12 protein-coding genes are annotated in these 13,092 nt (G+C 71.9%); all 12 read right to left on the bottom strand.

Features of this window, described 5'->3' with window-relative positions:
- Positions 1-69 precede the first annotated feature (69 nt).
- The 12 genes from ACWGUG_RS04850 to ACWGUG_RS04795 all read right to left on the bottom strand — a co-directional run bounded on the left by ACWGUG_RS04850 (position 70) and on the right by ACWGUG_RS04795 (position 13,065).
- The gene (locus ACWGUG_RS04850; protein ID WP_452323993.1) at positions 70-1,230 is read right to left on the bottom strand and encodes a cystathionine gamma-synthase; all 1,161 of its coding nucleotides are present in this window, start codon (positions 1,228-1,230) and stop codon (positions 70-72) included.
- A complete protein-coding gene (locus tag ACWGUG_RS04845; RefSeq protein WP_442928081.1) occupies positions 1,227-2,252 on the bottom strand; it encodes a pyridoxal-phosphate dependent enzyme in 1,026 nt (341 codons plus the stop codon). The genes ACWGUG_RS04850 and ACWGUG_RS04845 overlap by 4 nt, the downstream gene beginning before the upstream one ends.
- A gap of 205 nt (positions 2,253-2,457) precedes the next feature.
- Positions 2,458-3,141 (bottom strand): FMN reductase, encoded by a 684-nt coding sequence (msuE, locus tag ACWGUG_RS04840; protein ID WP_452323992.1) that lies wholly within the window; start codon positions 3,139-3,141, stop codon positions 2,458-2,460.
- Positions 3,138-3,764, bottom strand: coding sequence for an alkylhydroperoxidase domain protein (locus ACWGUG_RS04835; protein WP_378879988.1), 627 nt, complete (start codon positions 3,762-3,764; stop codon positions 3,138-3,140). The genes msuE and ACWGUG_RS04835 overlap by 4 nt, the downstream gene beginning before the upstream one ends.
- The gene (locus ACWGUG_RS04830; RefSeq protein WP_452323991.1) at positions 3,761-4,369 is read right to left on the bottom strand and encodes a CMD domain protein; all 609 of its coding nucleotides are present in this window, start codon (positions 4,367-4,369) and stop codon (positions 3,761-3,763) included. The genes ACWGUG_RS04835 and ACWGUG_RS04830 overlap by 4 nt, the downstream gene beginning before the upstream one ends.
- Complete coding sequence (locus tag ACWGUG_RS04825; RefSeq protein ID WP_336393667.1) at positions 4,366-5,433, bottom strand: putative FMN-dependent luciferase-like monooxygenase; 1,068 nt, start codon at positions 5,431-5,433, stop codon at positions 4,366-4,368. Before ACWGUG_RS04825 ends, ACWGUG_RS04830 begins: the two co-directional genes overlap by 4 nt.
- Positions 5,430-7,067, bottom strand: coding sequence for a dipeptide ABC transporter ATP-binding protein (locus ACWGUG_RS04820; protein WP_452323990.1), 1,638 nt, complete (start codon positions 7,065-7,067; stop codon positions 5,430-5,432). Before ACWGUG_RS04820 ends, ACWGUG_RS04825 begins: the two co-directional genes overlap by 4 nt.
- On the bottom strand, positions 7,064-8,020 hold the full coding sequence (locus ACWGUG_RS04815; RefSeq protein WP_452323989.1) for an ABC transporter permease: 957 nt from the start codon (positions 8,018-8,020) through the stop codon (positions 7,064-7,066). Before ACWGUG_RS04815 ends, ACWGUG_RS04820 begins: the two co-directional genes overlap by 4 nt.
- Positions 8,017-8,994, bottom strand: coding sequence for an ABC transporter permease (locus tag ACWGUG_RS04810; protein WP_336393670.1), 978 nt, complete (start codon positions 8,992-8,994; stop codon positions 8,017-8,019). The genes ACWGUG_RS04815 and ACWGUG_RS04810 overlap by 4 nt, the downstream gene beginning before the upstream one ends.
- An 18-nt stretch (positions 8,995-9,012) precedes the next feature.
- Complete coding sequence (locus ACWGUG_RS04805) at positions 9,013-10,656, bottom strand: TIGR04028 family ABC transporter substrate-binding protein (protein WP_452323988.1); 1,644 nt, start codon at positions 10,654-10,656, stop codon at positions 9,013-9,015.
- 145 nt (positions 10,657-10,801) lie between these two features.
- Entirely contained in the window at positions 10,802-12,208 is a 1,407-nt protein-coding gene (locus ACWGUG_RS04800) for an NtaA/DmoA family FMN-dependent monooxygenase (RefSeq protein WP_336393672.1), read from the bottom strand.
- Positions 12,205-13,065, bottom strand: a complete 861-nt coding sequence (locus ACWGUG_RS04795; protein WP_452323987.1) for a sulfurtransferase — start codon at positions 13,063-13,065, stop codon at positions 12,205-12,207. Before ACWGUG_RS04795 ends, ACWGUG_RS04800 begins: the two co-directional genes overlap by 4 nt.
- Positions 13,066-13,092: the final 27 nt, after the last annotated feature.

The following is a 13,092-nucleotide window of genomic DNA, read 5'->3' as shown; positions in this document are numbered from 1 at the left end:
GAGATCGTGGTTACTGGGCAGGGGTGCATACGCGCGGATGCCGCGGCCGGCGGCGGCCTGCGGGCGGCGTCAGAGACGGTCGAGGGCCTGGTCGAGGTCGGCGACGAGGTCGTCGATCGACTCGATGCCGACCGAGAGCCGCACCACCTCCGGAGGAACGGCGAGCTCGGTGCCGCGCACCGAGGCGTGCGTCATCTCGTCGGGGTAGTTCATCAGCGACTCGACCCCGCCGAGCGACTCGGCCAGCTGGAACAGGCGCGTCGACTCGGCGAGACGGCGCGCGGAGGCGGCATCGGCCAGCGCCACCGAGACGATCCCGCCGAACCCGCTCATCTGCCGCGCGGCGATCTCGTGACCGGGGTGCGAGGGCAGGCCGGGGTAGTACACGCGCTCGACCGCGCCGTGGCCCGAGAGGAATTCGGCGATCGCGTGCGCGTTCTCGCTGTGGCGCCACATGCGAAGGGGCAGCGTCTTGATGCCGCGGGTCGTGAGCCACGCGTCCAGCGGGCCCGACACGGCACCCACGGCGAACTGCAGGAACTTCGCCTGCTCGTACAGCGCGTCGTCGTTCAGCACGAGCGCGCCGCCGACGACGTCGGAGTGCCCGCCGAGGTACTTCGTGGTGGAGTGCACGACCACGTCCGCGCCGAGCGACAGCGGCTGCTGCAGCGCGGGCGACGCGAAGGTGTTGTCGACCACGACGAGCGCACCCGCCTCGTGGCCCAGCCGCGCGAGCCCGGCGATGTCGGTGATGCGCAGCAGGGGGTTGCTCGGGGTCTCGACCCACACGATGCGCGCGGGGCGCTCCTCGAGCGCCGCCCGCACCGCGCCCAGGTCGCTCATGTCGACGACGCGCACGCCGATGCCCCACGCGCCCAGCACGCGCGCGATGAGCCGATACGTGCCGCCGTAGACGTCGCTGCCGAGCAGCACCTCGTCGCTGGGCTCGAGCGCGGCGCGCAGCAGCGCGTCCTCGGCGGCGAGGCCCGAGGCGAACGACAGGGCGTGCGCGCCCCCCTCGAGTGCGGCGAGCTGCGTCTCGAGGGCGGTGCGCGTCGGGTTGCCGCTGCGGCCGTACTCGTAGCCGCCGCGGAGCCCGCCGATGCCGTCCTGGGCGTACGTGGTCGAGAAGTGCACGGGCGGGATGACGGCGCCCGTCGCCGGGTCGAACGCCTGGCCGGCGTGCACGGCGCGGGTCTCGAAGCCGGCGTCGCTGTTGTGATCGGTCATTCGGTCGCTCCTTCGTGGGGGGCTTCGGCGGTGGTGCGGTCGTCGGCGAGAGCGGATGCCGCGGGCTCGACGTCGAACCCGTGCTCGCGCATCCAGTCGTCGTCGTAGAAGCGCTTGAGGTAGCCGCGGCCATGGTCGGGCAGCAGCACGACGACGACCGCGTCGGCCGGGAGGCCGCGCGCCGTGCGCAGCGCCGCCACGACGGCCATGCCGCTCGACCCGCCGACGAGCAGCCCCTCCTCGCGGGCGAGGCGGCGCGTCATCGCGAACGTCTCGGCGTCGGGTATGCGGTGGATCTCGTCGGGGACCGAGGGGTCGTAGCTGTCGGGCCAGAAGTCCTCTCCGACGCCCTCGACGAGGTAGCCGTGGATCGGGCCGCCGGAGTAGATCGAGCCCTCGGGGTCGGCGCCGACGACACGGACCCTCCCGCCCGAGACCTCGTGCAGGTACCGTCCGGTACCGGTGATGGTGCCTCCCGTGCCGATCCCGGCGACGAAGTGCGTCACGCGGCCGTCCGTGTCGCGCCAGATCTCGGGCCCGGTCGTCTCGTAGTGGCTGAGCGGCCCGTTGGGGTTGGCGAACTGGTTCGGCTTGAAGGCGCCCGGGATCTCGCGCACGAGGCGGTCCGACACGCTGTAATACGAGCGCGGGTCCTCCGGCGGCACGCTGGTGTCGGTGACGACGACCTCGGCGCCGTAGGCCCGCAGCACGTCGACCTTCGCGCCGGCGAACTTGTCGGGCACGACGAAGATCATGCGATATCCGCGCTGCAGGGCGACAAGCGCGAGACCCACGCCGGTGTTGCCGCTGGTGGGCTCGACGATCGTTCCGCCGGGCCGCAGCTGCCCGTCGCGCTCGGCGGCGTCGATGATGCGGCGCGCGATGCGGTCCTTGGCGGAGCCGCCGGGATTGAAGTACTCGACCTTCGCCAGCACGGTGGCGGCGATGCCGTCGGTGACACGGGTCAGGCGGACGAGAGGGGTGTTGCCGACGAGGTCGGCCACGCTTTCGGCGTAACGCACGGGTAGGTCCTCGGTGTTGCCGCGCGGGTGCACGGGGAGTGATCGGGGTCGCGGAGGTCTGCGTGAAGCACGGGCTTCAACAGCAGGGGCGACAACACCGACAGGTCAACACGCGCGTCAGTCTAGTCCGACGGCGGACGGGAAGCGACGGATGCCGCTAGCCGGCGCTCTCCCGCCGGTCGCGGCACCCGTCGGCCGTTCCGGGTCACCAGGTCCTCACGTCCTCCGATCGTCCGACGTGCGCGGCCTGCGCGATGAGCGGCAGGGAGCGGTCGACGGCCTGTTCGACGCGACGGGTCACCGCGGGGTCGACGAGCTCGTAGCCCGCGAAGTCGGCATCCGACGCGTACACGCCCATCGGCAGTGTGAGCGCCTGGAAGAAGCCGAACAGCGGGCGCAGCTGATGCTCGATCATGAGCGCGTGTCGCTCGCCCCCACCGGTGGCGCCGAGCAGCACCGGCGTGCCGACGAGCCCGTACTGACCGACGAAGTCGAACAGATGCTTGAAGAGACCGGTGAAGGAGGCGCGGTACACCGGGCTGGCCGCGACCAGCAGATCGGCCGACTCGATCGCCTGCAGCGCCGCCTCGACCTCCGTGGCGACGTCGGCGCGCCGCAGCGCGCCAGAGAACCCGGGGCCCAGCGCTGCGACCTCGACCAGCTCGGTCTCGGCAGGGACCCGCTCCGCCACGGCGTCCAGGATCGCGCCGATCAGAGCCGTCGTCCGGCTCGGTGCCTGCAGCGAGCCCGAGACGCCGACCACACGCAGCCGCCGTGACGCGGATGGACCCGGCGTGGGGTCAGTGGACCCGGACGGTGTCCCCGCATCGCGCCACGCCCGGACCCCGAGAGGAGCAGCGAGCGTCGCCTGGGCGTCGAACGTGCTCACGAGTTCTCCTCCGGCGGCGCGGCCGGACGCCCGATCGACAGCATCAGGCGGTTCGCCCAGTTGAAGAACGCGGCGCCGTGCACGACGTCGGCGATCTCGAGCTCGTCCAGGCCCGCGGCGCGCAGGCGCGCGACGTGAGCGACGTCGAACGCGAGCGGCGTCGCGGTGAGCGCTGCGGCGGCCGCCACGATGGCGTCCCAGCGCTCGCCCAGCTCGGCGCCGATCCCCTCGGCGAGCAGGCGGTCCACCAGCTCGGGAGCTTTCGAGTGGTGGGCGGCGAAGCGTGCGTGCACCGAGGCACAGAAGACGCAGCCGTTGATCCGCGAAGCGGCGGTGGCTGCGAGTTCCCGTTCGGCCCGCGGGAGCCCGTCGGCCGTGTTGTAGAAGATGTCCTTGTCGACGAGCGTGCGCGCACGCAGGATCTCGGGGTCGCGCGCCAGCAGCCGGAAGTAGTCGCTCCCGGCGCGCTGCCGGTCGACCAGACCGTCGTAGTGGCGCTGGGTGAGCTCTTCGATGAGAAGCGGCTGGAGCCACGGCAGCCACCCCACCTCCGCGCGCGTGAACGCGTGTGGGTGCGCGGCATCGTGGGCGAGGACGGCTGATGCGGTCGTGCTGCCGGTCATGCGGAGACCTCCTGGGTCGCGGCGATCGCGCGGAGCCCGGCGGCGACGCGCTGCTGGAACGCGAGGAACGACACCAGCTGCGACAGCGTGACGATCCCGTCGGGGGTCCACCCCGCCTCGAGCAGACGCGCGTGATCGGCGGCATCCGCCTCACGTGGCCGGAACGTGAGCAGGTGCGTGTGGGCGAGCGCGGCCGCGAGCCGCTCCCCGAGCACGTCGCGCGTGTCGGGGGACGGCTCGTACCGTCGGCCCTCGCTGCTCTCGCCCCGCAGTCCCTCCTCGCGATACGCACCGAACGGCCCTGCCGTCGCGGCGAAGGATGCCTCGGCGAGGACGAGCGCGGCACGCTCGGAGTCGGCGTCGCGAGCGGCGTCCGCGTAGTGGCGCGCCGTCTCGTCGTCGGCCGTGGAGCGCGTCGCGAACGCGGCGACGAGCACGCGGTCGGCGACGGCGAACATTCTGTCGTCGACCGGTGCGAAGAGGGCGTCGTAGCTGGCCTGCAGCTGGTCGCGCGTGACAGGTCGCCGGCGGCGAAGCTCGTCGAGCACGTCGTCTCGGCGCACGCCGACGAGCTCGTCGACGACGTCGGTGGTCGCGGTGGTCATGGGGTCTCCTTTCCGAGACGTCCGAGTGGTTCGAGGGTTCCTTCGCGCGCTCTCCAGCCGAGTGCGGGGGCGACCTCGGTGGCGAACAGCTCGATCGACCGCAGCACGAAGTCGTGCGGGGCGTCCACCGAGTGCACCTGGAAGGCGACCTCGGTGGCCCGCGAGAGAGTCGTGTCGGTGGCAAGCGATGCGGCCACCTCTTCGGGGGTCCCGAGGTGCGTGTCCGTCGCGGCGATGAGCTCGTCGAGCGTGTCGCCGGGGATGTGCTGTCCGGCGCGCCGGAAGCCCTCCGCCGCGCGGCGCAGCCCCACCGCGGCAAAGCGCACCGCGTCGGCGCGGTCGTCGGCGACGAACACGGTGCGGGATGCCGTGATCCGCGGCGCTGCGCCGGTCGGGAGCGCGTCGAGATAGCGGTCGATGATCGGATGCTGCAGGTCGGCGAGGGTCGCGCCGACGGCGTCCGCCGCGCGAGGCTGCGTGCGCGACAGCAGCAGGCCGTGGCCGTGCACGCCGGCGCGCGCGCCTCCCGCCGCGGAGAACGTCGCCTGCCACACGCGCGAAGACAGGGGTGTGGCGGTAGGCGGTGTCACCGCGCTCGGATCGGGGTAGAGCCTGTTGCCCGCGCCGATCTCACGCCCTGCGAGTGCGTCGAGCAGGAGCGCGAGCTTCGCGTCGTAGACGGCGGCCTTGGCCGCCGCGTCCTGACCGAAGGGCGCGAACGACGACGGGGTGCCGCCGCTGCCGAGACCGAGGTCGATCCGCCCGCCGGAGAGCAGGTCTGCCACGACGGCGTCCTCGGCGACGCGCACCGGGTCTTCGAGCGGCAGCGTGATGACGCCGGTGCCGAGCCGGATCTCGCTCGTCGCGGCGGCGACGTGGGCGAGGAACACGAGGGGTGCCGGCAGGCCGCCCTCGGCCGCGCGGAAGTGGTGCTGCGCGACCCATGCGCGCCCGATGCCGAAGCGTTCGGCATGCCGGATCTGGTCGGCGGCGAGGCGGTATCGCTCGGAGGCGGGCGCGTCGTCGAGCAGGCGGGTGAAGAAGGCGAGAGACGACACGGTCATGCCGCGACCTCCGATCGTCCGGGCACGGCGGCCAGCAGCTCGCGCGTGTAGTCATGGGCGGATGCGGTGAATATGTCCTCGGTGCTGCCGGCCTCGACCACCCTCCCGCGGCGCATCACCGAGACCGTGTGGCTGATGCGACGCACCACCGCGAGATCGTGCGAGATGAAGAGGTAGCTGAGACCGAGTTCCTGCTGCAGCGATTCGAGCAGCTCGAGGATGCGCGCCTGGACGGTGACGTCGAGGGCCGAGACGGCTTCGTCGAGCACGACGACCTCGGGGCGGATCGCGAGTGCTCTGGCGATCGCGACGCGCTGACGCTGTCCACCCGAGAGCTCCCGCGGCGTGCGCTCGAGCACGTCGGCGGGGAGCGAAACGCGGTCGATGAGCTCGGCGGCGCGCGCCCTCCGCTGGGGCCGCGTGCCCTCCCGGAAGTTGTGCAGCGGCTCGGCCACGATCTGCGCCACGCTCTGCCGCGGGTCCAGTGACGAGAACGGGTTCTGGTACACCAGCTGCACGCGCCGGCGCAGTCGCCGAAGCTCTTCGCCCTTCAGGCCGGCGATGTCTGCGCCGTCGAGCTGGATGCGCCCGGCGTCAGGATGCAGGAACCGCGTCACCAGCCGTGCCGTCGTCGTCTTGCCGGAGCCCGACTCCCCCACCAGCGCGTGGGTCGTGCCCCGGCGCACCTGGAACGACACGTCGTCCACGGCGCGGAACGGCTCGCGTCCACGCCCGTGCACGGCGAACTCCTTCACCAGCCCCTCCGCTGCGACGGCATAGGGGTTCTCGGCTGCGGCGGCCGCAGCATCCCGCAGGAACAGCGGTGCCGTCGGCCCCCGGAACTCCCCGGTCGCGAGGGACGGCGCGTCGGCGAGCAGCTGACGCGTATAGGGGACAGCGGGAGACGACAGGATGCCGGCGCTCGGCCCCTGCTCGACGACGCGCCCGTGATTGAGCACCACGATGCGTTGCGCGCGGTCCGCCGCAACCCCGAGGTCGTGGGTGACGAGGAGCACCGACGTGCCCTCCTCGCGCCGCAGATCGTCGATGAGATCGAGGATGCGACGTTGCACGGTGGCGTCGAGGGCGCTCGTCGGCTCGTCCGCGATGATCAGGCGCGGCCGCAGCGCGATCGCGGTCGCGATGAGCACCCGCTGCCGCATGCCGCCGGACAGCTCGTGAGGATGCTGACGCGCCCGCAGCGCGGGGTCGTCGAGGCCGACCCGGTCGAGCAGCTCCAGCACGCGGCCGCGGCGGGTGGCGGCATCCCGCACCCCGTGAAGCCGGAGGATCTCGCCCACCTGCACGCCGACCGGGCGCACCGGGTCGAGGGACGACACCGGGTCCTGCGGGACCAGGCCCACTTGTGCGCCACGCACCGCGCGCAGCCGCTTCTGGCTCCATCCGGTGATGTCGACACCGCCGATCGAGATCGATCCGCCGTCCACGCGGCCACCTTCTGGGAGCAGCCCGATGAGGGCGTGAGCGGTGGTGGACTTGCCCGAGCCGGACTCGCCGACGAGTGCGACCACCTCCCCTTCGCCGACCGAGACGTCCACGCCGTGGACGACCTCTCGGCGTCCGGCCCGCGTCTGATACGACACGCGCAGATCCTGCACGTCGAGCACGCTCATCGCGCTCCCCTTCCGATCGACTGGCTGATGCGGTTGGCGCTCAGCACCACAACGAGCACGACAAGACCCGGCAGGGTGGTGAGCCACCAGGCGGTGGCGACGTAGTTGCGTCCCTCCGCGATGAGCAGCCCCCACTCCGGCGTCGGCGGCGGTGCGCCGTAACCGAGGAAGCCGAGCGTCGAGATCGCGAGGATCGCGGTGCCGAACTGCAGGGCCCCGAGCCCGACGACGGCTGTGGTCGAATTCGGGAGCACGTGCCGGCGCAGCACCGAGACGTACGACCCGCCGCTGCCGAACGCGGCCTCGACGTAGTCGGTGCGGCGCACGCGCACGACCTCGGAGCGGGAGACTCGTGCGAATGACGCGACGCTGACGACGCCGACGGCGATGGCCGCGTTGACCGTCCCGAATCCGAGCAGGATGATCACCGACAGCATGAGCAGCAGCCCGGGGATCGACAGGAGCACGTCGACAAGGCGCATCAGCACGTCATCCACCCAGCCGCCGACGGACCCGGCGACGACGCCGATGACCGTGCCGGCCGCGAGCCCCACCGTGACGGCGATGAGAGCCCCCGACAGCGAATGGATCGCGCCGTAGACGACGCGCGCGTAGACGTCGCGTCCGATCGCATCGGTGCCGAACCAGTGCGCCGCGCTCGGCGGCAGCAGCTTCTCGGCAGGCACTCCCACGATCGGGTCGTGCGACGTGAACAGCCACGGCGCGACCGCCCACAGCACCGCGACGAGGATCACCGCCACCGCGGCGACGAGCGTCCACGACGGCCGCCGCCTGCGGGCGAACAGCCGCGCGGCCGACGCGCGTCGCTCGGGCAGGCCGTCGGGCGCCCCGGCATCGCGAGCGACCGGATCGAGGACCACACCGGTGGCCTCGTCCCGCGCGATCGCGGCGGTGGAGGCATCCGTGACCTCTGTCGTGGTCTGCGCGTTCATGCGGTCGCCTCCTGCAACGCGATGGGGGACCGGTTGCGGGCAGCGCGTCTGCCGCTGCGCAGCCGGGGATCGAGCACGGGGTAGAGCAGGTCGACGAGGAGGTTCACGACGACGAAGGTCAGCGCGGCGAGCACGACGATCCCCTGCAGCACCGGGATGTCCTGGTTCGCGACCGCCTGCTCCGTCACGCGCCCGATGCCGGGTCGTCCGAACACCGTCTCGGTGACCACCGCGCCGCCGATCAGCTCGCCGAACAGCACGCCGGCGATCGTGAGCGTCGGCAGCAGGGCGTTGCGTGCGACCGAACGCCACAGCACCCAGGACGGCGACGCGCCCTTCGCCCGCACGACGGTGACGAACGGCTGCAGCTGCACCTCATCGATGCTGCGCACGAGGATCTGGGCCAGGGGCGCCGAGATGGGCACCGCGAGCGTGACCACCGGGAGGATGAGGCCCGCCACCGGATCGGCGCCGACGATGGGCACCCAGCCGAGGCCGAACGAGAACACCTGGATGAGCAGGATGCCGAGCCAGAACACCGGCACCGCCACGAACACCCCCGGGAGGGCTTGAAGCCCTTGGCGGAGCCACGCGAACGGTGACAGCGTCGAGAGGAACGCGACCGCGAACGCGAGCACCGCGGCCAGCGCGAACCCGAGCGTCGCCAGGGCCGCCGTCGGCGGGAGCGCCTCCCCGATGAGCTGCAGGACCCCGGTGCCGTACTGCGTGGAGAATCCCAAGTCCCCCTGCGCGTATCCGGTGAGGGTGGCCCAGTACTGCTCCCACCACGGCGAGTCGACGCCGTACGCGGTGCGGATGGACGCGATCTGATCAGGCGTCAGTCCCAGCTCGGGATTGTCGTACTTGATGAGGACGGCGTCGCCGGGCAGCAGCTGCAGCAGGACGAAGGTGGCCGTGAAGGCCGCGATCAGCACGATCGCGGCCTGCCCGGCGCGTCGGAGCGCGTAGCTCATGGGTTCGGCTCCCGAGTCCTACTGCTGCTCTTCAAGCCACACGTCGTAGAACAGCGGACGCGCGACCGACTCGAACTCGATCCCGTGGACGTACGGTGCTGCGCCGTACACCTGCGGCTCCTCGAACAGCGGGATGACGTACGCCTGCTCGGCGAGATGGTCCTGCACCGCCTGCGACGCCGCGATCCGCGCCTCCGCGTCGGGCGTCGAGGCCACGGCCTCGAGCAGGCGGTCGAGCTCGGCATCGTCCGACAGCAGCGTGTTGCGGTTCTTCGTGTAGTACTGGCTCTTGATGACGTCGAGGTCCGCGCGTCCGACCATCGAGTGGTAGAGCGGGGTCTTCAGCGGGTCCTTGATGTCCTCGGCGTACGTGCCGGCATCCGCCGACTTCACGTTGAGCTCGACGCCGATCTTCTTCAGCTGCTGCGAGACGAGTTCGAGCGTCTGCTTCGACAGCGGCTGCGGCTTCGCCTCGTAGACGTCCAGAGACAGGCGCTGGCCGTCCTTCTCGCGGATGCCGTCGGCTCCCGGCTCCCACCCGGCCTCGTCGAGCAGCTCCTCTGCCTTCTCGGGGTCGTACTCATAGAAGTCCGACTCGTCCTTGTATCCGAGAGCGGACGAGCTCAGTGCAGACGTGGCTCGCGGGTAGTTGCCCGTGAAGATCGTGTCGACGACCTCCTGGCTGTCGACACCGGCGACGAGGGCCTGACGAACACGGATGTCGCTCAGCAGGGGGTTGGTGAACCGCAGGCTCAGCCCGTTGTTCACACCACGGGTCTGCGGAGCGTACAGGTCGAAGCCCGACGACTCGACGCGCGCCTCGTCGAACGCCTGCACGTACCGGATGTAGTCGGCCTGGCCCGACAGCAGCGAGCCGATGCGCACGCTGTCCTCGGGCGTGACGATGAGGTGGATCTCGTCGAGGTACGCGCGGCCCTGGTGCTCGAAGCTCGGCGGCGCCCAGTCGTAATCCTCGCGTGCCTCGAGTGTGAGGTCGGTGCCTAGCTTCTCATCGGTGACCACGAAGGGACCCGAGCCCACGATGTCGACGGCGTTTCCGGCGCCGAGCTCCTCCAGCGAACGATCCAGCGTCGTCGGCGAGAGCAGGCCGGAGTTGATGGTCGACGTCGCCTGGAGGAAGCCGGGCGCCGGCGCCGAGAAGCGGAACGTCACGGTGTCGGCGTCGACGACCTCGCTCGAGGCGTAGTTGTTGATCGCCTCCGAGACCGTCAGTCCCAGCGTCGGGTTGCCGAGACCGTACGTGTCGAAGTTCTTCGCGACGGCGGCGGCGTCGAGCGGAGTCCCGTCCGAGAAGGTGACATCGTCGCGCAACTCGAACGTGTACTCCGTGGCGTCGGCGTTCACCGTCCACTCCGTCGCGACCCACGGCTCGATCTCGAGCGTTTCGGGATTCTGCCACGTCAGGCGCGCCGTGATGTTGTTCACGATGCCGCCGTTGGGGTAGAAGCCCGCCTGCGGCGGGTAGAGGTTCGTGTACGTCTGGTGCTCGAGGTAGGTGAGCGTGCCGCCGCGGACGGGGTCGTCGGCTGCGGCCGCCGCGCCCTCCGAGGCGGGCTGCTGCGACGCGCACGCCACCAGGGATGCCGCGGCGACGAGCAGGGCGGCAGCCCCGGCGGCGATTCGCAATGCGGGACGGGACATGGGTTCTCCTATGTGATTCGGGTGAGGTGAAGGGGTGCTGGCCACGCTAGGGAGCGGCATCCGTCGCCCGCCGATCGGGCTGTCACTGCTGTTCACCGTGCGCAAACGAGGGTCACCGACGTTCACGGGACGTAATACGGCGAGCTCAGCGACGCAGGGCGGCGGGTTCGGGGGCCCGCGCGAGCCGGGGCGCACCGAGACCCAGGCGATCCCGAAGCGTCGCCCCGGAACGGCCGATGAGGCCCCGGCGCCGCAGTTCCGGCACGGCGAGGGACGTGAAGGACTCGAACTGCGACGGCTGGAAGGCAGACAGCACATTGAAGCCGTCCGCGGCGCCGGAGTCGCGCCACAGCTCGAAGTGATCGGCGATCGCTCCGGCACCGCCGACGACGAAGTTGGCCGGCACGGCGTGCGCGGCGATGAGGTGACGCCACGTGACCGGGTACGGACCGTCGAGGCTCCGGCCGGTGCGCCCGCGCACGATGTCGAGCGTCCGCGCCGCCGGCTCCGCGAAGCGGGCCGCGGCCCGCCGTGGCACCGCGTCGTCGACGGATGCCTCGCGCACGGCGTCGTCGGCGTCGATACAGGCGATGTCGAGGAACGATGCCAGCGAGCGGTTCGATGGGAACGCCGGCCGCCCGTCGGAGCCGGAGAAGCCGTCGTCGATCGGGACGAGCAGGAGCAGCCGGTCGACGATCGCGCGGGCCGCGGCATCCGTCTCCGCCACCACCGGCAGCACCGGGACGATGACCTTGAGCTCGTCGGGATCACGGCCGGATGCCTCCGCCAGCGTCCGCAGCCCGGCTCGCGTCGCCGCGGCCACGGCCGGCTCTCCCGCGGCGATGAGCGCGAGGTCGGCCTCGGTCGCGGCCAGCGCACGTGAACGCGGCGAAGTGCCGGCGTGGACGATCGGCGGATGCCCTTGCGGTGGGCGCGCGACGTTCAGCGGCCCCTCGACTCGCACGTGCGCGCCCGAGAACGCGGCCGGGCGCAACCGGTCGGCGTCGATGAGCACGCCCCGAGCGGTGTCGGCGAGCCACGCGTCGTCGTCCCACGATTCCCAGAGCAGCCGCAGCGCGTGGACGAACTCGTCGGCGCGGTCGTAGCGCGACTCGTTGTCGGCGTGCGCGTCGCGCCCGTGGTTCGCCGCGGCGCGCGGCTCGGCGCCTGTGACGAGGTTGACGCCGGCGCGACCGCCGGTGAGGACGTCGAGGGATGCCGTCGCGCGAGCGGCTGCGTACGGATCTGCGTACGTCGAGTTGACGGTCGCGATGAGCCCGATGCGCTCGGTGACCCCGGCGAGGTACAGCACGGCGCTCAGCGGATCGATGCGTGCGAGCAGGTAGGGGTCGCGGAACTCCAGGTCGGGTCCGGTCGCGAGCCAGTCGCCGAAGAAGAGGTAGTCGAGGTCGGCGTCCTCGCCCAGGCGTGCGATGCGACGCAGGACCGCGGCATCCGACTGCGGGTCGTTGTGCGCGCCGGGGTAGCGCCAGCCTGACGGGTACGCGCCGAGTGTGCGCACCATGGCGCCGACGATGAGAGGCTCGCTCATACCGGCACCACGTCCAGCGAGGGCGCCGGGCCGACGGCGGCGAGGCGGCCGCGCGCGCGCGACCACTGGCTCCACGACCCCGGATACACCACGACGTCGATGCCCGCGATCACCCCGGCCAGCGCCGTGTGGGTCGCCGCGATGCCCGAGCCGCAGTAGGCGGCGACGGCGACTCCGTCGCGCACCCCGGCGGCGGCGAACTCGGCGCGGATCTCTTCGGCCGAGCGGAACTTCCCGGCTGACAGGTGCACGGTCGTCGGCAGGTTCACCGCGCCCGGGATGTGACCGCCGACGGGGTCCAGCGGCTCGCTGTCGCCGCGGTATCGCTCGGGCGCGCGGACGTCCAGCAGCAGGCCGTGGTCGGGCCACTCCTCCACGCCGTCGATGTCGGCGAAGCCGTCGCTGATGTCATCGAGAACGACATCGCCCGGCGGGCGCGGCAGCACGTCGCCGGTCTCCAGCGGCAGCCGCTCCGCCAGCCACCCGCGAAGCCCGCCATCGAGCACACGCACGTCGGCGAGTCCGGAGCGGGTCAGCAGCCACCAGGCGCGGGCCGCCGCGACCGAGTGCACGTCGTCGTACGCGACGACGGTGTCACCGGTGCGGATCCCCCAGCGCCGGGCAGCGGCCTGCAGCTGCTCGCGGGACGCGAGCGGATGCCGCCCCTCACCCGGGTCGCCGCGGCGGGCGAGCTCGTTGTCGAGGTCGACGTAGACTGCGCCCGGCAGGTGCCCGTCGAGGTAGTCCGGGCGGCCCTCCGGCCGGTCGAGGCGCCAGCGCACGTCGAGGATCCGCGGCGGGGTGCCGCCGCGGATCAGATCGGCGAGGTCGGTCGGCGAGATGAGTGGGGTAGGCATGCGCTCATGCTGGCCGGGCGCCCGACT

Source organism: Microbacterium sp. NPDC055455, from assembly GCF_053619935.1.
This window is presented reverse-complemented; position numbering and strand designations above follow the sequence as displayed.

Excerpts from the sequence above, each read along its gene's own strand:
- ACWGUG_RS04815 (WP_452323989.1), bottom strand. The coding sequence starts at position 8,020 with ATGAACGCGCAGACCACGACAGAGGTCACGGATGCCTCCACCGCCGCG.
- ACWGUG_RS04825 (WP_336393667.1), bottom strand. The coding sequence starts at position 5,433 with ATGACCGTGTCGTCTCTCGCCTTCTTCACCCGCCTGCTCGACGACGCG.
- ACWGUG_RS04810 (WP_336393670.1), bottom strand. The coding sequence starts at position 8,994 with ATGAGCTACGCGCTCCGACGCGCCGGGCAGGCCGCGATCGTGCTGATC.
- ACWGUG_RS04805 (WP_452323988.1), bottom strand. The coding sequence starts at position 10,656 with ATGTCCCGTCCCGCATTGCGAATCGCCGCCGGGGCTGCCGCCCTGCTC.
- ACWGUG_RS04795 (WP_452323987.1), bottom strand. The coding sequence starts at position 13,065 with ATGCCTACCCCACTCATCTCGCCGACCGACCTCGCCGATCTGATCCGC.
- ACWGUG_RS04850 (WP_452323993.1), bottom strand. The coding sequence starts at position 1,230 with ATGACCGATCACAACAGCGACGCCGGCTTCGAGACCCGCGCCGTGCAC.
- ACWGUG_RS04820 (WP_452323990.1), bottom strand. The coding sequence starts at position 7,067 with ATGAGCGTGCTCGACGTGCAGGATCTGCGCGTGTCGTATCAGACGCGG.
- ACWGUG_RS04835 (WP_378879988.1), bottom strand. The coding sequence starts at position 3,764 with ATGACCGGCAGCACGACCGCATCAGCCGTCCTCGCCCACGATGCCGCG.
- ACWGUG_RS04800 (WP_336393672.1), bottom strand. The coding sequence starts at position 12,208 with ATGAGCGAGCCTCTCATCGTCGGCGCCATGGTGCGCACACTCGGCGCG.
- ACWGUG_RS04830 (WP_452323991.1), bottom strand. The coding sequence starts at position 4,369 with ATGACCACCGCGACCACCGACGTCGTCGACGAGCTCGTCGGCGTGCGC.